Below are 19,913 nucleotides of genomic sequence, written 5' to 3' on the forward strand. Positions count from 1 at the left end.
CCTTAACGCGCCGCCCCGACAAACCCGGCAAGACGGATCGCGCCGTCCAGCGCGTCGCCGATCGGCGGGGTCAGCCGCGCCACCGTCCGCATCCGCAGCCACGGCACCATCCGCGGGGCCAGCCCGCCGACCAGCGTACAGCGCGCCACGCCCCGCAGGGCGATGGTGTCGACGAAGCGTTCGACATGCCCCGCCGCATCCTCGACGATCGATCGCGCGATCGGATCGTCGGCATCGGCATGGTCCATCACCAACGGCGCCAGCGCGCCGTAATCGCGCGGGGAAGCCTGCGCCATCCACGCCACCGCCCGCGCGGTATCATGACCGAACCGCGCCAGCACCGCGTCGCTGAGTGCGGTACGCTGCGTCCGCCCGTCGAGCGCGCGGAGCGCATGGCGCATCGCGCTCAGCCCCAGCGCGGCACCGCTGCCCTCGTCGGAGATCGGAAAGCCATAGCCGCCGATCATCGCCGTCTCGCCACCGCTCCGCAGCAGTGCGACGCTACCGGTGCCGAGGATCAGGATCGCGCCATCGCCGCCGCCATGCGCGCCCAGATGCGCGATCTCGGCATCGCTGGCGAAGGCGACCGGCCCCAGGCCGAAGTCGGTCGCGGCAAGGCCGTCGCGGATGCCCGGCCGGCGGATACCCGCGATTCCCATGCCGACCCGCACGTCCGACCGCTGCTTCGCGGTGAGCCCGGCGTGCGCTACCGCCTGTGCCATCGTGTCCGCCAGCACCACGCGCAGTGCGTCGATGCCGATCGCGGCATTGGCCGGACCACCCTCGCCACTACCCAGCACCGTGCCCGCCGCATCGACCAGCCGTGCGCGGCAATGACTGCCCCCGGCATCGATGCCCAGAAAATGGGTCATGCCCCCTGCCCCCAGCCCCGTTCGCGCGGCGTCTGGCCGATGCCCGGGTTCAACTGGTTGCGCGGATCGAGCGTGCGGTAAAAGTCGGCCAATGCGGGTTTCGCGCGATAGAGATGCCCGACATTATGCTCGGCCGGATATTGCGCGCCCGCCGCATCCAGCCGCCGCCACAGCGCATGTTCGAACGCCACCGGGTCGACACCCTTGCGCACGATATAGTCGCGGTGGAACACATGGCAGAAGAAATGCCCGTAATAGAGCGTATCGACCACCTGCCCCTGCAGCTCGGGCGGCAGCTGCTCGGCCCAGTCGCGCGCATTGCGCGGCAGCGCGACGTCGAGCGCGACGATATCCTCGACCATGTCCCCATGCACCGCGCGGTAGCGGACCGCCGCCCCGGCGGCGACGAAGCGGTGCAGGAACGCCTTGCTCGCTTCCGTGGCCGAACATTCGAACCACCCGCTAGGCAGCAGGTCGTCGAGCACCGCGGCGGTCGCGGGCGCGTCGGCTAGCGGCATCTTCAGCAGCAGATGATGCTCGAACCGATCGCGCCACGCCCGCATCCGCGGCGGCAGGTGATCGCCCATCAGCGGCGACAGGCGCTGCAACACACGGTCGCTGAGATTGGCGACGATCGGTTCGGCGACGCCATCGACCCATGCCTTTGCCGCGAACAGCGCCGGCAACCGGTCGGTCCCGAGCCGCTCGATCGCGCGGAACGTGTCGCGGCCATAGCGATCGGCGATGTCGAACGCGCCGCGGTGCATATATTCGCCCGCGATCGGCAGCGCCGCGAAGTCGCGCAGCATGGTGCGCCTCAGTTCGGTCAGCCGGTCGGGATCGTCGGTGCCGATATAGAAGGTGACGCTATCGTCCTCGCGCGCGAACGTGTCGAGCCGGACCGCGAAGACGATCAGCTTGCCCGCACTCCCCGCCGCTTCGAACAGGCAGCGTGGATCGGCGTTGAAGCGCGCCGGCACGTCGCTGTCGATGTCGCGGACATGGGTAACATAGCGGTGGTCGTGCGCCGGCTTGTCCGCCGCCGGATCGACCTCGGCAGCGGTGAAGTCGCCCCGGTCGAGCCGGGACAGGATCGCCTCCGGATCGTCACCCAGATCGATGCCGAGATGGTTGACCAGTCGCAGCGTGCCGTCGTCCTCCACCCGCCCGAACAGCGCCAGTTCGGTATAGGCCGGCCCCCGCCGGATCAGCGACCCGCCCGAATTGTTGCAGACCCCGCCGACCACCGACGCGCCGAGGCAGGACGACCCGATCACCGAATGCGGCTCGCGCCCCAGCGGCCGCAGCGCCGCCTCCAGCTTGTAGAGGGTGGTACCCGGCAGACAGACGACCTGCTCGCCCCCGCTGAGCAGGTGCAGCCGGTCGAGCCGCGTCGTGCTGACGATCACCAGCCCGCCGGGATAATCGTCGCCGTTGGGCGTCGACCCACCGGTCAGCCCGGTGTTCGACGCCTGCATCAGGATCGACACGTCGGCGGCGACGCACGCCTGCACCACCCGCCACAACTCGACCAGCGTCGCCGGCCGCACCACCACCAACGCCGCGCCTTCGCCGGTGCGATAGCCACGTCGAAAGCGCGCGGTACGCCGCGCGCCGGTCAGGACATGGCGCGCTCCGACCGCCGTGCGGAGTTGGCCGATCAGTTGCTCGGTTGCCGGTTCGTCCGTCATACGATCATGCCTACCACTTCGCCCCTCCCCCGGCACCCTCACCCTTCCCACCCGGCTGCGCCGGGCGGGCCCCTTCCCTCTCCCAGTGGGAGAGGGAGGGAGGCGCGAAGCGCCGGAAGGGTGAGGGCGATCTCACCGGAACGCGAAATGCTCTAGCTTGTAACGAACCGAACGACCGATCAGCGCGTCTGCATCCGGATACCGATGCGGAACGACCGACCCAGCAAGTCCGAATAGGTGCTGTTCGCCGCCAGTCCGGTTTCGGGCAGCAGGATCGGTTCGCCGTTGAACACATTGGTGACGTTGAAGAACAGCTCGCCCTTCGCCCCGCCGCCCATGTCGATCTTGCTGGTCAGGTTGAGGTCGAAATAGGTCGCGCCGTCGATACGGTTGCTGTCGATCGTCGGGAATTGCAGCACGGTGCTGGCCGGACGCCCGGTCGGACAGTCGTTCGCACAGACGATATAGTTGTTCGAATAGGTCCCGCCACCGACCCCGCGCGCGGTGCCGGTAATCGCGAAACTGTCGGTATCGTAGGTCGCGTTGAAGCGGTAGATCCATTTGGGCAGGCTGGCTCCGCCCAGTTGTCCGACGATATCGATCGGCACCACGTTCGGCACACCGGCATCGGTGATGTTGTCGATATAGCGCGTCGCCAACGCCTTCAGCGTCACATTGCCCGGCGCGTTGCCGAACACCTCGTCCAGCGCGACGCGATAGGTAGTGTCGAAATCGATGCCGCGCACCGTCTGCCGCGCGAAGTTGAACGGGCTCGCGCGGAAGAACAGCTCGCGATCACCCGTGGGATCGGGTCCATAGGCCGCGCAGAATTCCTGTCGCCCTTCGGCGCAGCGATTGATGATGTCCTGCGCGAAATACTGGCCGATCGCATCTTTCAGCTGGATCAGAAAACCGTCGGCCGAGAAGGAGAAGCCGGGCAGGAAGCGCGGTTGCAGCACCACGCCGACACTGGTCGAATCGGCGACCTCGGGATCGAGGTTGATATTGCCGGTGGTCGTTTCACGGAACGTCACGCCGTTACGCCCGGTGAACGGATCGGTCAGCGTGTTGGTGCGCGACGTGCCGGCCTGAAACAGTTCGCTCAGGTTCGGCGCGCGGATATCGCGCGAGCGGGTGACGCGGAAGCGGATGTCGTCGATCGGCTGCCACGTCGTGCCGATCTTCCACGTCGTGACATAGCCCGAGGTCGAGTAATCGGTCGCACGGACCGCGCCGTTGAACTCGACGCCCGACCCCAGCGGTACAACGGTTTCGAGATAGGCTTCCTTGACGTTATAGCTGCCGAAGGTCGGCAGGAAGTTGCCGACCGACCATCCCGTCTGGAACTCGGTCGGAACGTTGCCCGACACCTCTTCCTTGCGATATTCGCCGCCCACCGCGACGCTGACGTCGCCGGCCCAGGTGGCGAAGGGGACGACCGACAGGTTGATGCCGGCGACCGTCTGCTTCAGCGTCTGGTCGCGATAGGGATCGCCCAGCGCATAGTCGATCGACCCCTGGCTCGTGACGCCGATACCAAGGCGATTCATCGGCACGCAGCCATTGGTCGGCGCGGTCAGTGTCGACCGGCACACGATCGTCCCCGCCGCCACGCCCAGCGCATTGCCCGCGGGCGCGAACACCGCATCGGTCGCATTGGCCATGCGCGTCACGTTCATGATGTCGCGCAACTGCTCGCGCGCGTTCGTCTCGCCATATTGGCCGTACGCGCTCCACACCGCTTTGTTGCCGAACAGCTGGAAATCGCCCTCCGCGCCGATCGCATAGCGCTGCACGTCGCGTGAGCTGTTGTTCTTGCGGTACGGCAGATCGACCGCGGTGGTGCCGAGCGTGACCGACGTGATCCCGGCCAGCCGTGCCGCGCCCAGCGTGTTGATGAGATAGGCGTTGTCGCTGCGCAGCGTCGTGGTGGTCGACAGCTGCGGGCCCGCGTTGAACAGCGTCTTCTGCCAGTTGTACGACGCCTCGCCGAACACCGTGATCCAGTCGGCCAGCTGATAGCTGACCCGCCCGAACACGCCATGCCGATCGTCATCGGCGTCGAGCCCGATATTGCGGCCTTGGTCGTTCAGCTGCCAGTCGCCGCCCTGCGTCCGCGTCGGTGCGGTGCTGCCGCCCAGTGCCGGCGAATTGAAGCTGCCATAGTTGAACTGGTTCACCGACCCGCCGGGCCCGAAATACAGCCCGCGCAGCCGATTGGCGGTGCCGCCCGCCGAATTGAGGATGATGCCGCCCGGCGTCGCATTGGCGACCCCGATCCGGTCGAGCGTCAGGAACTGCGGCACCCCGTTGGTATTGGTATAGGCCGGGTTGGTCACGACGACCCGCCCGCGCGCGTTCCATTCGCGATCGACCTGGAAGATGCCGTCGCGATGCGCGACCTCGCCACTCAGCAGTACATGGCCGCGCCCATCGGCAAAGCTGGTGCCGCCCGCGACGCTGAACGAATAGTTGAAGCCGTCGCCATATTCGGTGATGCCGCTGTCGGCGGTGACCTTCAGCCCCTCATAGGTCTTGTCGAGCGCGAAGTTGACCACGCCCGCGACAGCGTCCGACCCATAGGCTGCCGATGCGCCGCCGGTGACGATCTCGACGCTCTTCACCAGTGCCTGCGGAAAGGTGTTGATGTCGACGAGGCCGGTGACGCTCGACCCGACCGAACGGCGCCCGTCGAGCAGCACCAGTGTGCGAATCTCGCCCAGCGCGCGCAGGTTCAGCGCGTTGATTCCGGCAAGGCCCGAACTGATCGCAAGGCGCGAGTTGGCCGGGCGCAGGCTGCCCGCGACCGCCGGAATCTGGTTGACGAAATCGGCGAGGTTGTTGGTCGGCGAACTGTTCTGGATATCCTGCGCGGTCAGCACGGTCAGCGGCGTCGGCGACTGGAACCCGTCGCGCACGACGCGTGAACCGGTGACGAGGATTTCGCCTTCGGCCTGCGTCGCCGCGTCGGTGGGCTGCTCGCTCACCGGTGCTGCCGGGGCAGTGTCCTGCGCGAACACGGGCGTGGCGATGCACAGCGCGGCAAGGCTGGTGGCGCGGGCCAGGGCCGGGAGATACCGCCGGAAAGGCATGGATGTCGTCATGGAAAGCTCCCCTTGCCCGCAGTTGGGCGGATGTTCGACGTTAGGTCCTGCGGCACCGCCGTTCCGGTCGCGGGTCTGCCCCGTCGCCGTTTCGTGTCGGAACGGCAAAGCTGCGCGGTGGCGGGGATGCGCGTCAAGCGGGCCGCGCTTCTATCGCTTCGCCGGGCCATAGCCGCAGACTATACCGGGCGGGCGCCATAAACGCGCCCTATGGTCCGGGGCGTGGTTGTCATACCCGGTGATCGGACGGCCGGGCCTAGCCTGCACCGGTCCGGAGCCCGAGGAATGTCGCCCATGATGAACCGCCGCGCGTTTTTGCAGGGATCGGCCGCCGCGTTCGCGCTGGCGCCGATGGTCGCGAGCGCCACGCCGGCACCCGAGGGCCTGTCCGCCCCGATCGACATCGTCGACGATGTGTACGGCGTCCCGCATGTCCGCGCCGCCTCGATCCCCGACGCGTTCTACGGGCAGGGCTATGTCGTTGCCCGCGACCGGCTGTTCCAGATCGACCTCGGCCATCGTCGCGAACTGGGACGGCTGGCGGAGGCGTTCGGCGTCGACTTCGCCAAGCACGACGCGGCGGCACGCCTGTTCCACTATCGCGGCGACCTGAACGCCGAACTGCGCAAGATACCCGCCGACGTGCTCGCCTGCGCCAAGGCCTATATCGCCGGAATCAACGCACGCATCGACGAGGTGATCGCCGACCCGACGCTCTTGCCGCAGGAATATGCGATCCTCGGCGTACAGCCGATGAAATGGCGACTTGAGGAATTTGTCCTCGCCCGCGGCGGCGCGATCGGCAATGCCGATGACGAAATCCGCCGCGCGCAGCTGGCGGCGATCGGCATGCTGGAGCTGGACGCGATCGTCGCGCCGCTCCGGCCCAACTGGACGATGACCGTGCCCGATGGCCTCGACCCGGCGGCGGTGTCGCCCGCCGATTTGGGCGTACTGCGACAGGGCGGCCTGCCTTTCGGTCCCGACACCCCGACGCGCGATCCGGCGGAGGGGCCGATGGAGCGCGCCAATGCCGGCAGCAACGCCTGGACCGTCGCGGCGAACCGCACCGCGACCGGCCGCCCGATCCTGGCCAACGACCCGCATCTCGGCATCGGCGGGTTCGGGCCGCGCCATGTCGCGCATCTGACCGCCCCCGGCCTCGACGTGATCGGCGGCGGCGCGCCGGGACTGCCGGGCATCATGCAGGGCCATACCGACCGCTTCGCGTTCGGGCGGACCAACTTCCATATCGACCAGCAGGACCTGTTCGTCCTCGATCTCGATCCCGCCGATCCCGAACGTTACCGCCACAATGGCGGGTGGAAACGCTTCACCAAGGTCGACATCGCGATTCCCGTGAAGGACAGCGCCCCCTATGTCGCGACGCTGCGCTACGCGGTGCAGGGGCCGGTCGTGTCCTACGATCCCGCCAAGCGCCGCGCGACGGTGCTGGGGTCGATCGCGATGCAGCCGGGCGGCGGCGGGGCGTTCGCGATGATCGCGATCAACCTCGCGCGCGACTGGGCTTCGCTCAGGAAAGCGTTCCGCCTCCACCCCTCGCCCACCAATTTCCACTATGCCGATATCGACGGCAATACCGGGTGGCAGGTGATCGGCTTCGCACCGGTGCGCAAACGCGGCGACGGGTTGCTGCCGGTGCCGGGCGACGGACGCTACGACTGGACGGGGATGCGCGACTTCGCCTCGCTGCCCAACGAATACAACCCGAAGAAAGGCTGGTTCGCCTCGGCCAACCAGAACAACCTGCCCGCCGACTGGCCGCGCGACCGCATCCCCGCCTTCTCGTTCCGCGCGCCCTATCGCTACGAACGGATCGCCGACGTCCTCGCCGTCCAGCCGAAGCACAGCGTCGCCGACAGCGTGGCGTTGCAGTTCGACACGCTCTCCACCCCCGCACGACAACTGGTGGCGCTGCTCCCCGCCACCCCCTCGCCCGCCGGCGACATGCTGCGCCGTTGGGACGGGCGGCTGACCGCCGACAGCGGCCCGGCCGCACTGTTCGAAATCCTGTGGCGCGACCTGAGCAAACGCATGCTCGCCGCGATCGTGCCGACGCGGGCGAAGGCGCTGGTGACCGAGATCGATCCATCGGTGCTGCTGGGGCTGCTTGCCCGTCCCGACGCCCGCCTGCCGGTCGCGGCACGCGACGCGATGCTGCGCGACGCATTGGCGGCGGCATGGGCCAGCGCACAGTCGCTGCTGGGCGCAGACCCCGCCAAATGGCGCTGGGGCAGGCTGCATCAGGTGCGCATCGCCCATCCGCTGTCGCGCATCCCCGCCATTGCCGCCGCCTTTCCGCCAATCGAGGGCGGGGCATCGGGCGGCGACTCCTACACCGTCATGGCCCGTTGGCTGGGCGACGGCCCCGGCTGGCGCGTCGGCGGCGGGGCGAGCTACCTGCAGGTGATCGATGTCGGCGCATGGGATAATTCGGTGTTCCTGAACCTGCCCGGCCAGTCGAACGACTCCCGCTCGCCGCATTACCGGGACCAGTTCGCGCCGTGGATCGACGGACGGACCCTGCCGCTGCTGTTCAGCCGGACGGCGATCGACGCTAAGGTCGCCCGCCGCATCACGTTGCAAGGAACTCGCCGATGACCCGCCTGCCGCTGATCGCCCTGTTCGCCGCGCTGGCTGGCGCCGCCCCTGCGCCAAAGGTCGATGTCGTGATCCGCGGCGGCACGGTCTACACCGGTGCCGATACCGGTCCGATGACCGGCGACGTCGAGATCGCGGGCGACCGCATCGTCTATGTCGGGCCGACCCGCGGAACGAAGGCCGCACAGGTCATCGACGCGCGTGGGCAGATCGTGGCGCCCGGCTTCATCGACGCGCATACCCATCCCGACAGCTATATCCGCTCGGACGATGCCAGGGAGCGGTTGAACCTGCCATGGCTGGCGCAGGGCGTGTCGACCATCGTCATCGGCGTCGACGGCTACGGCACGCCCGACGTCGCCGACGATGCGCGCAAGCTGACCACCGCCGGCATCGGCACCAACGTCGCACCCTTCGTCGGCTTCGGCGCGGTGCGCGGGCGGGTGCTGGGACAGGACGACCGCGCCCCGACGCCCGCCGAGCTGACCGAGGAAAAGGCGCTGGTGGCCAAGGCGATGTGCGAGGGCGCCTATGGTTTTTCGACCGGCCTGTTCTACGCCCCGCAGAGCTTCGCCAAGACCGATGAAGTCGTCGCCATCGCCCGCGAAGCCGCCATTCGCGGCGGCATGTACGACACGCATCAACGCGATGAATCCAACTACAGCATCGGCCTGATCAACTCGACGAAGGAAGTGATCGAGATCGGACGGCAAGCGAAGATGCCGGTCCACATAGCGCATCTGAAAGCCTTGGGCGTCGACGTGCAGGGCAAGGCGCCCGAACTGATCGCCGCAATCGAAGCGGCGCGCAAAGCCGGGCAGAACGTCACCGCCGACCAATATCCCTGGCTCGCCTCGGGCTCCAGCGTCGATGCGTCGCTCGTCCCCCGCTGGGCGAACGACGGCGGCTATCCCAAACTGATCGCCCGGTTCGACGACCCGGCGACGCTGACGAACATCAAGGTCGAAATGGCCGAAAACCTGCGCCGCCGCGGTGGCAAGGAATCGATCCTGTTGACCAGTGCGGGCATGCCATGGACCGGCAAGACGCTGGGCCAGATGGCGACGACTTGGGGCATCGACCCCATTGACGCCGCGATCAGGATCCTGCGCGTGGCCGATGCGACGGGCAAGGAACCGGCGGGCGTCTCGGTCGCCAGCTTCAACATGATCGACGCGGATGTCGACCGGATCATGCAGCAGCCTTGGGTCGTCACCAGCTCCGACGGATCGAACGGCCACCCGCGCCAGTACGCGACCTTCCCGCGCAAGTACCAGACCTATGTCCGCGAGCGGAAAGTGATCGCGCTCAAGGACTTCATCCGCCGTTCGACCGGTCTCACCGCCGACATGTACCGGATGGATCGGCGCGGATATCTGAAGCCCGGATACTATGCCGACGTCGTGGTGTTCGACCCCGTAGGCTACGCCCCGCGCGCCGACTATGTGAACCCGCGCGTGCCGAGCGTCGGGGTGAAGGCCCTCTTCGTGAATGGCAAACTGGCACTCAAGGACAGCGCGACGACCGGCGCGGCGGCGGGCCGGGTGCTGCTGCGACCGACGCCGAAACAGTGTCCGCCCACGGCCTGAACCTCACGTCACCCCGAACTTGATCCGGGCTGACGTGGGACAGGTAAAACGTCCCCATAGCCCGGCGTTATAGGTCGCGACGACAGCATGATTGGGCGTGGGCGCGCGACGCGCCCTATCCCGGTGTCCCGACAGCCAGCAGGGTGCGCGATGATCCCCGGTCCCTTCCTCCTCTATCTCGGCCATTCCGACGACGCGGTCGGCATCAAGACCTCGCGCGGGCTCGCCGCCTTCCGCCCCGACGACTGCGTCGGCGAATGGCGCCACGACGACTGCCCGCTGACGCTCGGCCTGCCTCGCATGAACGCAGCCGAAGGGCGCGCGGCCGGTGCCAACACGCTCGTCCTCGGCATCGCCAATGCCGGCGGCAAGATGGGCGATGCGCTGGTGGAGGATGCGCTGGCCGCGATCGCCGCCGGCATGCACGTCGCCTCCGGCCTGCACCAGCGGCTGCGCGACGAACCCCGCATCGCGAAGGCGGCGGCCGACGCCGGTGTCCAGCTGTTCGACGTGCGCGATCCCCCCGCCGACCTGCCCGTCGGCAATGGCAAGCCCCGCGCCGGCAACCGGTTGCTGACCGTCGGCACCGATTGCTCGGTCGGCAAGATGTATACCACGCTCGCCCTGCATGCGGCGATGGTCGCGCGCGGGATCAAGGCTGATTTCCGCGCCACCGGACAGACCGGCATCCTGATCGCCGGCTCGGGCGTGCCGGTCGACGCGGTGGTCGCCGACTTCATCTCGGGCGCGATCGAAACCATCACCCCGGCGCGCGACGACGATGGCTGGGATTTGATCGAGGGACAGGGTTCGCTGTTCCACCCGTCCTTCGCGGGGGTGTCGACCGGGCTGCTCCACGGTGCCCAGCCCCGCGCGCTGGTGCTGTGTCACGATCCGTCGCGCGGCCATATGCGCGGCCTGCCGCATTACGCCCTGCCCGATCTCGCCACCTGCCTCGCCGCCAACCTGTCGGTCGCGCGGCTGACCAGCCCCGACGTGCAGGCGGTCGGCATCGCACTCAACACCGCCAGGCTCGACGAGGATGCGGCACGCGCGCTGTGTGCCGAAACCGGCGCGGCGCTCGGCCTGCCCTGCACCGACCCCTATCGCTTCGGCGCCGACCCGATCATCGACTGGATGCAGACATGCTTCGACATCTCGACGCCCGCCATGACCGTTTCGGCCTGAGCACCCCCTTCCGCATCTCGCGCGGGGTCAAGACGGCGGCCGACGTCGTCACGGTGACGATCGGCCAAGGTGACGCGATCGGACGCGGCGAGGCGGTGCCCTATGCCCGCTATGGCGAGGGCGTCGACACCACGCTCGCCGCGATCCGCGCGATCGCACCGCAGATCGCCGCCGGCGCGACCCGCGCCGACCTTGCCGCGCTGTTGCCCGCCGGTGCCGCCCGCAACGCGGTCGATTGCGCATTGTGGGACCTCGAAGCCCGCCTCGCCGGCACCAGCGTCGCTGCGCTGGCCGGGATCGCCAAGCCCGCACCCCTGCCCTCCGCCATCACCATCGGCCTCGACACCCCCGACGCCATGGCGCGTGCGGCGGCGAAGGTCGCCCAGGTCCCGCTGCTGAAGATCAAGGTCGACAACCACGACCCCGCCGCGCAGATCGCCGCCGTCCGCGCCGCCGCCCCCGCACCCCGGCTGATCGTCGACCCCAATGAAAGCTGGACGATCGACACGCTGCGGGCACTGAAGCCCCACCTGACCGAATGGCGCGTCGACCTGCTCGAACAACCGCTGCCCGCGGGCGCAGACGGCGCGCTGGCCAGCTTCGACAGCCCGGTCCCCATCGCCGCCGACGAAGCACTCCACACCGCCGCCGACCTCCACCGCCTCGCCGGGCGCTACGACGTGGTGAACATCAAGCTCGACAAGACCGGCGGCCTGACCGAAGCACTGATCCTCGCGGGCCGGGCACGGCAAAGGGGATTCGGGTTGATGGTCGGGTGCATGGTCTGTTCGTCGCTGGGGATCGCACCGGCGATGCTGTTGGGGGCGCAGGCGGCGTTCGTCGACCTCGATGGCCCGCTGTGGCTCAGCGAAGATCGCCCCGACGGCGTGATCGACCGCGACGGCATGTTGTCGCCCCCCGCGCCCGGCTTCTGGGGGTCGCCCGCCTGATGCGCGCGTGGTTCGCGATACCGCTCTGGAAGCGCGTCGTCGGCGCGCTCCTGCTCGGCATCGCGATCGGGCTGTTGTGGCCACAGGGCGCGGCGGCGATCAAGATCATCGGCGACCTGTTCGTCCGCCTCATCAAGATGCTGGTCGTACCGGTGGTCCTCATCACCATCGCCGCCGGCATCGCGTCGCTCGGCGATCCGCGGCGCCTCGGCGGGATCGGCGGGCGGACGGTGGCGCTGTTCGCCTTCACCACCCTGGTCGCGGTGTCGATCGGCATGGGCTTCGGACTGTTGCTACAGCCGGGCGACGGCATCGTGCTGGCCGGCGTCGCGCCGCATGTGCTGGGGCCGGCCGTCACCCCCGCCGACCAGCTGCTCGGCATCGTGCCGGTCAACATCATCGACGCGCTGGCGAAGGGCGACATGCTCGCGATCATCTTCGTCGCGGTCCTGCTCGGCATCGCCAGCGTCGTGTCGGGCGAAGCGGGCAAGCCGGTCGTGGCGCTGCTACAGGGCCTTGCCGCCGTCCTGCTCCACCTTGTCCGCATCGTGATGGAAGTGACCCCGTTCGGCGTCCTCGCCCTCATCGCCAACGCCGTCGCCGGCAACGGACTGGCGGTGTTCGTCAATGTCGGTTGGCTGGCGCTGTGCGTCATCCTCGCCTCATGCACGCAGATGCTGGTGGTCCACGCCGCGCTGCTGCGCTTCGTCGCGCGGTTGCCCGTAGTGCGCTTCTTTCGCGGGATCGTCGACGCGCTGATCGTCGCCTTCTCGACCGCATCGTCCTCCGCCACGCTGCCCGTCGCGCTGCGCGTCGCCCAAGACAATCTCGGCATCGCCCGCCCGATCGCCTCGACCGTGCTGCCGCTGGGCGCCAGCATCGGCAAGGACGGGACGGCGATGTATGTCGGCCTGCTCGGCCAGTTCGCACTGCAGGCGCTGGGCATCGTCCCCGACGCGTGGATGCTGGGTGTCATGCTGCTGACCGGTGCGCTCGCCGCATTCGGCACCGCGCCGGTGCCGTCCGCCTCGCTGTTCATGCTCGCCGCCATGCTGGGTGCGGTCGGGGTCGGCGCGGAGCAGACCGCGCTGGTCGTCGGCCTCGTCCTGCCGTTCGACCGCCTGCTCGACATGACCCGCACCGTCCCCTCGGCCAGCGCCAACCTGACCGTGGCGACCTTGGTGGCGCGGGCCGAAGACGGGCTGGACGAGGCGCGCTATCGCGGTCACACGACGACATGAACCTGCGCCACATCGAAATCTTCCATGCCGTCTACGTCAACGGATCGGTCAGCGCGGCGGCGCGCGCGCTCAACATCTCGCAGCCCTCCGTCTCCAAGACGCTGCGCCATGCCGAGACGCTGCTGGGGTTCGAGCTGTTCCAGCGCACCAACAGCCGCCTCGTCCCCACCGAAGACGCCCACGCGCTGTTCGGCGACGTCGCCGACATTCAGGAGCGCGTCCGCGCGCTCCGCGAAGCCGGCCGCAACCTGCGGAGCGGCGGTGGTGCGACGCTGCGCATCTCGGCCCTCCCCAGCCTCGCACTCGGTGCCCTGCCGACGGCGGTCGCGCGCTTCATGGCCAAGCGTCCCGACGTCCGCTTCGACCTGCAGACCGTCCATCACGACGACCTGCTGCGCAAGCTGTACGAGCGCGAGACCGACATCGCGATCGCCGCCGAAGTCCCGCGCGGCGCGCCCTTGGGCAAAATATGGCTCGGCGAAGGCGAACTGGTCGTCCTCTACCGCGACGCCGACCTGCCCGGCGCGGCGCAGCGCATCGAGCTGCCGCAACTGGTCGGCCACCCCTTTATCACGCTGGCCGCCAGCGGCCCCATCGGCCAGCTGTTCGTGCAGGAACTGGAACGGCTCGGCATCGAATTGCAGGAGGTGGCGTCGGCCCGCACCTTCTACATCGCCGCCGCGCTGGTCCGCGCCGGCGTAGGGTTGAGCGTCGTCGACAATTTCACCGCCGAAGCCTCGCTCGCCGAAGGCCTCGCCATGCGGGCGTTAAAGCCGTCGCTGACCTTCGACGTCCACGCGATGCACCTGCTCGACCGCCCGCCCAGCGCCTTGGCGAGCGAATTTTTGGGCGTACTGCGCGAGGTCATCGAAGCGGCCTGAGGGCCGGATCGCCCTCCCCCAACAAGCCCGTACCCCGGCGAAGGCCGGGGTCCCGCTTCTTCTGCACCTGCGCGCACCACCACAAACGTCACCCCAGCGAAGGCTGGGGTCTCCCGGTAATAAACCGCGCGCCTCGCCGCAGGAGGCCCCAGCCTGCGCCGGGGCGACGCGCACTTTCCTACAAACCGCCACCCCGCTACTCTGCGCAGGCTCTTTCCCACCGCCGCCACGCGGCCGGCACCAGACGCCACACAAGAACGCGGTGAGTGTGAACTTAGTGAACTTTGGCCTACGCCCTATCCGCTAACCCATTGATCCAGCATCAAACCCCGCCACCACCGCGTCCCCGGTCGCCGGCCGCAGCTCGAAAATCCCGCTATCGAAATGCCGCGTCGGATGCACCCGGTTGGTCAGCAGCGTCCACGCCACCCCCCGCTCGAAATCCACCCACAGCCCGGTCCCGGTAAAGCCGGTATGCCCGATCGTCGCAGCTGAGCAGGCCTGCCCCCCCGACCATCCGGGAAAGCGGATTTCCCACCCCGCCGTCCGATGCCCCTCGACCGGCGTCCGGATCGCCGCCAGCATCGCCGCCGACGCCCCGCTGCCGTCCAGCAGGCCAGCCGCGAAATCCAGCACCCCGTCGACCGTCCCGAACAACCCGGCATGGCCGGTCCGCCCGCCCATCGCGAAGCAATTCTCGTCATGCACCTCACCGACCAGCACGCGCCCGCGCCACTGACAATGCTCGGTCGCGACCGCCGGACCCGGCGGCGGCCCCCAGCTCAGCCCCGGCCCCAGTGGCAACGCGTCCAGCCCGGCACCGACGATCCGCTCGACCGCGATCCCCAGCAGGAGGAAGTTGATGTCCGAATAGACCGCCGGCCCCTGCTTCCACTCCCGCTGCAGCACGAACGCCCGCAACCGCGCCGGATCGTCGCCATAGGTATAGATCGGCTCGACCGCGGGCAGGAAGGTACGGTGGACCAGACAGTCGCGAAACGTCAGCCGCCGCTCCGCCGCGTTTGCCACGTCATATTGCCGCAGATCGGGGATCGCATCGGTCAGCGGCCGGTCGAGGTCGATCCGCCCCTCGTCCGCCAGTTGCAGCACGAACCGCGTGGTCGCGATCACCTTGCTGACCGACGCGAGGTCGAACCAGTGCGCGCGCGTCAGCGGCACCTCGACCGGCACCCGCTGCGCCAGCCCGGCGACCCGCACCTGCCGCGCGCCATCGGCGGTGACGATGCCCAACGTCGCCCCCGGTATCCGCCCCGCCGCGACATAACGCGCGGCTTCGCTGAACGCCCGGTCGATCACGCATCATCCTCCCGCGCCCGGACCTTCGACAGCGCCGGCAGCAGCGGAATGGCGGCAAGGCTCACCGCGCCCGACAGCAGGAAGAACCCGTCATAGCCGATTACCCCGACCATCGATCCCCCCGCCCCCGCCAGCATTCGCGGCAAGAGAAACGCAAAGCCGGTCAGGAACGCATATTGCGCCCCCGGATAGCGCGGGTTCACCAATAGCGAGAGGTAGACGACGAACACCGCGCCCGCGAACCCGTTGCCGAACTGGTCCAGCCCGGTGGCGACGTACAGCATCGCCTCGCTTACCCCTTGATGCGCCAGCCAGACGAAGCCGAAATTGCCGATCCCCGCGACCACCGCGCCGACCGCCAGCGCCCATGCCATCGGCCGCCGCGTGACCATCCATCCGCCCAGCCCCACGCCGACCATGCTGGCCGCCAGCGCCACCACGCCATCCGCCCGCCCGATCTGGCTGAGCGAATAGCCCAGTTCCTTGATCATCGGCTTGGACAGGTTCAGCGCCAGCACGTCGCCCATCCGGTACAGCGACACGAACACCATCAACAGGATGGCGCCATAGCCATAGCGCCAGAAGAAATCGACATAGGGCCCGATCGCGGTCGAGGTGCGGATCGGCGCGGTCGGCGGTGCCTTGCGGATCCACGGCAGCGCCGCCGCCATGCCGAGGAACGGGACCATGCACAGCCCCAATACCCATGGCGTCACGTTGCTCTTCGCATCGATCCCGATCCCTGCCGCGACCGACAACAGCGCATAGCCGACCCCCGCCGTCACCGCGCAGGCCAGCCCCAAGATCACCACCCCGCCGGCGACCCCGGTCGCCAGCGCCACCATCCGCCCGCCACCGGCACCGCCTTCCGGCTTCATCGCGACGAGGATCGGGAACGGCAGGAACGCGGCGACCGCGATCAGCAGATAGGCGATCGCCCATCCTCCGGTATCGGCCAGCAACAGTGCCCCGCTCCCCGCCGCGACCATCGCGGTGCGATAGCCCCACAGGTTCGCGGCGACGATCGGCCCCTGCTGATCCTGCGTCGGGAACAGCTCGATCCGCCACGCATCGGCGGCGACCTCCAGCGTGGTGGTCCAGAAGGCGAGCAGCACCGCGAACAACGCGGTCAGCGGCAGCGACGCGTCGTCCGACGTTGCCGCCATCGCCACCATCGCGGTGACGATGCCCAGCTGCGCCAGCATGATCCACCCGCGCCGCTTGCCCCAGAAGCGGCTGAACCCCGGCACGTCGTACCGGTCGAGCAACGGCGCCCACACGAACTTCAGCGTCGGCAGCAGCTGCACCCACGCGAAAAACCCCAGCACCGTCAACGCCACCCCATGCGCCTGCAACCGCAGCACCAGCACGGTCGAAAACATGTAGAAGGGCAGCCCGGCGGCAAAGCCGAGCAGGCCGTACACCAGCATCGCGTTGCGCCCGGGATGGGGCGCGGCGACGGACGGGACCGCGGCGGCGGCGGATGCGGTCATGACGGCTCCCACAAGCAAAGCGCGAACCTCCGGCGATCGGGGGGCGGAAGTCAACCGGGCCATGGCCGCCGGTTATGGCGCGCATCGTTGTTTTGAGAGGAGTTAGCGTCGCCACCAAAGCCGTACCCCCGCGCAAGCGGGGGTACGGGCCGCGGGGTGTCTCCAAGGCCGATCAGACCTAGCCCCACCCGTCATCCCAGCGCAGGCTGGGACCTCCCTCTGATAGCACGCGACAAGAGCCGATAGAGGCCCCAGCCTCCGCTGGGCGGCTTTTTCGGATCGGCGGATCAATCCTAAACGACCTGCAACCCCCACTGGTCATACCGAAACTCCCGGTCGCCCAACCGGAACCGCTGCGCATCGACCGTCTCGACCGCGTCCCCGCCACGACCCGACACCAGCCACCCCGGAATGGCCATCCGCTCGATCGCCCCGCCGAACGGCCCCGCCAACGGCTGCGGCAGATCGATCAGCAGATCGCGCACGCCCAGCCGCGTCGCAACCGTCTCCTCCCGATCGAACGGCCGCATCGCGGTGAAGCGCTGCGTGAAATCCAGCGCCACCTGCTCCGCCGTCTGCCGTTCGGCGGTCGCCCCGCCGCTCAGCGCATGACCATGCCCGGCCCATGCCGCACTCCCCGCCGCCGCGACCGCCGCCAGCACCTCCGGGTGCAGCGCTTCCTCGACCAGCCGCCGATTGTCGCGCGGGATGACGATGTCCGGCGTCGCCTCGATCCGCTGCAACGTCGCCTCCAGCTGGATCAGGTTCGGATAGGGACTGCGGTCCGCCCCGCCGCCCAGCCCATGCAACGCTGCCTTCCTTGCCAGCAGCGCCGCCAGATCACGCTCGGCGGGCCGCAACACGATCGCCCGCGCCTGCGCGAAACCGCCACGGTTGTCCCGCGCATGACGATGGAGCCGCCCGATCCGCTGCAACAGCACGTCGATCGGCGCCAGATCGGTAATAAGCAGATCGGCATCGATATCGAGCGACTGTTCCAGCGTCTGCGTGCCCACCAGCACCCGCCCGCCCGCCGCGCGTCCCTTGCCGAACGCCAACGTCACCGCTTCGTCGAGCCGCTTGCGATCCACCGGCGCGAACCGCCCATGGTGCAGCGTCGCCACGCCCGCCACCTTGAACGCCACGTCATCGCCCTGCGCCGCCACCGCCTGCGCCACCGCGATCGCACCGCGCACGCTGTTGCGCACCACCAGCACCGCCGCGCCCGCGCGTGCCGCCTCGACCGCGCGCGCGGCGATCGAGTCCGTATCGTCGATGATCGGCGCGACCTCGATCCGGACCGGCTTGCTCCCGCTCCGCCCCTCTGCCGCAACCGGCGGGGCATCGCGCCCCGACAGCGCGGGATACGGCACGCCCACCGCCTCCGCCAGCGACGGGACCGGCTGGCCCAACAACCGCCCCCGCGCCGCCGCGCCCAGCGTCGCCGACAGCAGCAACGCCCTGCCCCCGGCCGCGACATGATGGTCGAGCAGCCGTTCCAGCAGCCCGGTCATATAGGCATCCGACGCATGCACCTCGTCGACCACCAGCAGGCTGCGCGTCAGCACGCCGGCGCGGAACAACGCATGTTTCACCGGCAGCACGCCCAGCAGCGCCTGGTCGATCGTCCCCACCGCGACCCGCGCGGCGAGGAAGCGGTTGGCGCGCTCCGCCGCCCAGCGCTCGTCCCCCGCCGCACCATCGTCCCAGCGCACGGCAAAGCCCGGCAGCGCCTGCCCCGTGGTAGCGCCGGCCTTCAGATATCCCGGCACCGCCAGCACCGCTTCCAGTTCGCCGGCACCCCAGACGGTCTGCAGTATGTCGTTCACCCGCTTGTGCAACTGCACCGCCGCCGACCGCGTCGGCAGCGCGAAGAACAGCCCGTCGACCTCCCCCCGCCGCCTCAATTCCAGCCAGCGCCACAGCGCCGCCTCGGTCTTGCCCGACCCCGTCTCCGCCTCGATCAACGCGACCGGCCCCAGATCGCCCCGTGCCGCCGCCGACTGGAATGCAAATGGCGCGAACCCCAGCGCTCCCTCGAAATCGCCGGGCGGGGTATCGAGCGGCAGGAACCCCCGCGCCTGCGCCGCCGCCGCGACCTGTTCCGCCCGCAGCGCATCGCGCGCCGCGCCGTAGGGGCCATCGATCGGAAAGCGCTGCTCGTCCGACCCCAGCCAGTCGGCCAGCGTCACCAGCCCGGCGAACAACGCCACGAAGCGCGGCGCATCGGGCAACGCCGGCCCGGCCTCCCACGCGAGCGGCCAGCGTTCGCGAACCGCTTCCAGCAGCAGTAGGACGGCAGCGGCGGGATCGCCATCGGCTTTGGGCATCCATTGGCGGGTATGCTTTGTCCAATCGGTCGATGTCACGTCCTCACCGAACTCGACCAGCGGCCGCCCGTGGTGCGCCATCACGCCTGCGAAATGCTCGGTCGCGCCCCAGTCTTCCAGCATCGCCAGCATCGACACCGCCGCCGGTGTCTGGCGGAGCTTCGAGTGGGTCAGCAACGCCGCGACCACCCCGGTATGCCCCACATACTCGCGCACCTTCGGATCGATCCGCGCCTGAAACCCTCGATTGGCCTTCCCCAGATCGTGCAGCGCGATCAGCACGACCAGCCGCGCGACATCCTGTTCGGTCAGCACCCGCCCCGCCGCCGCCAGCGGTGCCGCCCACGCCCGCACCACCGCCTCGCCTGCCGCACCGACGTCGAGGCAGTGGTCGACCAGCGGCAGCGCGGCGATCGCCTGCCTGTCGTCGTCACGGATCAGCTTGGCCCACGGCCCGGGTTCGATCGTCATGTCCTGAATCCTAGCGCGGCGCACCGACCCGACAAGCCACACGTCAACACCCGATACATCCAAAACGGATCACGTCCGCCACCCACGTCGAGCAAAGCGGAGTCAGTACCCCGTTGGCACACCCACCCCCTCCCCCCCACCCTGCCGGGCAAGGGAGGGGACAC

Annotated in this window: 12 protein-coding genes; 6 read left to right on the top strand and 6 right to left on the bottom strand. The window is 69.0% G+C overall.

Annotation, left to right across the window (positions count from 1 at the left end):
• Positions 1-2: 2 nt before the first annotated feature.
• The 3 genes from MF610_RS04465 to MF610_RS04475 all read right to left on the bottom strand — a co-directional run bounded on the left by MF610_RS04465 (position 3) and on the right by MF610_RS04475 (position 5,667).
• Positions 3-872 (bottom strand): glucosamine kinase nucleotide-binding domain-containing protein, encoded by an 870-nt coding sequence (locus MF610_RS04465; protein ID WP_242193097.1) that lies wholly within the window; start codon positions 870-872, stop codon positions 3-5.
• Positions 869-2,563, bottom strand: a complete 1,695-nt coding sequence (dld, locus tag MF610_RS04470) for a D-lactate dehydrogenase (RefSeq protein ID WP_242193098.1) — start codon at positions 2,561-2,563, stop codon at positions 869-871. Before dld ends, MF610_RS04465 begins: the two co-directional genes overlap by 4 nt.
• 179 nt (positions 2,564-2,742) lie before the next feature.
• Positions 2,743-5,667: a TonB-dependent receptor plug domain-containing protein gene (locus MF610_RS04475; RefSeq protein ID WP_242193102.1), complete on the bottom strand. Its 2,925-nt coding sequence runs from the start codon at positions 5,665-5,667 to the stop codon at positions 2,743-2,745.
• A 294-nt stretch (positions 5,668-5,961) separates the two neighbouring features.
• On the opposite strand from MF610_RS04475, the gene MF610_RS04480 reads away from it, so the two are divergent.
• The 6 genes from MF610_RS04480 (at position 5,962) to MF610_RS04505 (ending at position 14,138) form a co-directional block, all read left to right on the top strand.
• Positions 5,962-8,289 (top strand): penicillin acylase family protein, encoded by a 2,328-nt coding sequence (locus tag MF610_RS04480; RefSeq protein ID WP_242193104.1) that lies wholly within the window; start codon positions 5,962-5,964, stop codon positions 8,287-8,289.
• Positions 8,286-9,878, top strand: a complete 1,593-nt coding sequence (locus MF610_RS04485) for an N-acyl-D-amino-acid deacylase family protein (RefSeq protein WP_242193105.1) — start codon at positions 8,286-8,288, stop codon at positions 9,876-9,878. Before MF610_RS04480 ends, MF610_RS04485 begins: the two co-directional genes overlap by 4 nt.
• Positions 9,879-10,028: 150 nt before the next feature.
• The gene (gene dgcN / locus MF610_RS04490; RefSeq protein ID WP_242193108.1) at positions 10,029-11,066 is read left to right on the top strand and encodes an N-acetyltransferase DgcN; all 1,038 of its coding nucleotides are present in this window, start codon (positions 10,029-10,031) and stop codon (positions 11,064-11,066) included.
• On the top strand, positions 11,024-12,016 hold the full coding sequence (dgcA, locus tag MF610_RS04495) for an N-acetyl-D-Glu racemase DgcA (RefSeq protein ID WP_242193110.1): 993 nt from the start codon (positions 11,024-11,026) through the stop codon (positions 12,014-12,016). The genes dgcN and dgcA overlap by 43 nt, the downstream gene beginning before the upstream one ends.
• Positions 12,016-13,257 carry a dicarboxylate/amino acid:cation symporter gene (locus tag MF610_RS04500; RefSeq protein ID WP_242193112.1) on the top strand — a complete coding sequence of 414 codons (1,242 nt, stop codon included), beginning with the start codon at positions 12,016-12,018 and terminating at the stop codon, positions 13,255-13,257. Before dgcA ends, MF610_RS04500 begins: the two co-directional genes overlap by 1 nt.
• Positions 13,254-14,138 (top strand): LysR family transcriptional regulator, encoded by an 885-nt coding sequence (locus tag MF610_RS04505; protein WP_242193114.1) that lies wholly within the window; start codon positions 13,254-13,256, stop codon positions 14,136-14,138. The genes MF610_RS04500 and MF610_RS04505 overlap by 4 nt, the downstream gene beginning before the upstream one ends.
• A gap of 303 nt (positions 14,139-14,441) precedes the next feature.
• Here the strand turns inward: MF610_RS04505 and MF610_RS04510 are convergent, their stop codons facing one another.
• The 3 genes from MF610_RS04510 to cas3 form a co-directional block, all read right to left on the bottom strand.
• Positions 14,442-15,455 carry a serine hydrolase domain-containing protein gene (locus MF610_RS04510; protein ID WP_242193116.1) on the bottom strand — a complete coding sequence of 338 codons (1,014 nt, stop codon included), beginning with the start codon at positions 15,453-15,455 and terminating at the stop codon, positions 14,442-14,444.
• Positions 15,452-16,948, bottom strand: coding sequence for an MFS transporter (locus MF610_RS04515; RefSeq protein ID WP_242193118.1), 1,497 nt, complete (start codon positions 16,946-16,948; stop codon positions 15,452-15,454). The genes MF610_RS04510 and MF610_RS04515 overlap by 4 nt, the downstream gene beginning before the upstream one ends.
• A 293-nt stretch (positions 16,949-17,241) precedes the next feature.
• A complete protein-coding gene (gene cas3 / locus MF610_RS04520) occupies positions 17,242-19,749 on the bottom strand; it encodes a CRISPR-associated helicase Cas3' (RefSeq protein WP_242193121.1) in 2,508 nt (835 codons plus the stop codon).
• Between the last annotated feature and the right edge of the window lie 164 nt (positions 19,750-19,913).

Source organism: Sphingomonas hankookensis (assembly GCF_022664465.1).
Classification (GTDB): domain Bacteria; phylum Pseudomonadota; class Alphaproteobacteria; order Sphingomonadales; family Sphingomonadaceae; genus Sphingomonas; species Sphingomonas hankookensis.

What these genes read in the sequence shown, in the direction of transcription:
- MF610_RS04465 (WP_242193097.1), bottom strand. Translation starts at nt 872, where the DNA reads ATGACCCATTTTCTGGGCATCGATGCCGGGGGCAGTCATTGCCGCGCA.
- dld (WP_242193098.1), bottom strand. Translation starts at nt 2,563, where the DNA reads ATGACGGACGAACCGGCAACCGAGCAACTGATCGGCCAACTCCGCACG.
- MF610_RS04475 (WP_242193102.1), bottom strand. Translation starts at nt 5,667, where the DNA reads ATGACGACATCCATGCCTTTCCGGCGGTATCTCCCGGCCCTGGCCCGC.
- MF610_RS04480 (WP_242193104.1), top strand. Translation starts at nt 5,962, where the DNA reads ATGATGAACCGCCGCGCGTTTTTGCAGGGATCGGCCGCCGCGTTCGCG.
- MF610_RS04485 (WP_242193105.1), top strand. Translation starts at nt 8,286, where the DNA reads ATGACCCGCCTGCCGCTGATCGCCCTGTTCGCCGCGCTGGCTGGCGCC.
- dgcN (WP_242193108.1), top strand. Translation starts at nt 10,029, where the DNA reads ATGATCCCCGGTCCCTTCCTCCTCTATCTCGGCCATTCCGACGACGCG.
- dgcA (WP_242193110.1), top strand. Translation starts at nt 11,024, where the DNA reads ATGCTTCGACATCTCGACGCCCGCCATGACCGTTTCGGCCTGAGCACC.
- MF610_RS04500 (WP_242193112.1), top strand. Translation starts at nt 12,016, where the DNA reads ATGCGCGCGTGGTTCGCGATACCGCTCTGGAAGCGCGTCGTCGGCGCG.
- MF610_RS04505 (WP_242193114.1), top strand. Translation starts at nt 13,254, where the DNA reads ATGAACCTGCGCCACATCGAAATCTTCCATGCCGTCTACGTCAACGGA.
- MF610_RS04515 (WP_242193118.1), bottom strand. Translation starts at nt 16,948, where the DNA reads ATGACCGCATCCGCCGCCGCCGCGGTCCCGTCCGTCGCCGCGCCCCAT.
- cas3 (WP_242193121.1), bottom strand. Translation starts at nt 19,749, where the DNA reads ATGACGATCGAACCCGGGCCGTGGGCCAAGCTGATCCGTGACGACGAC.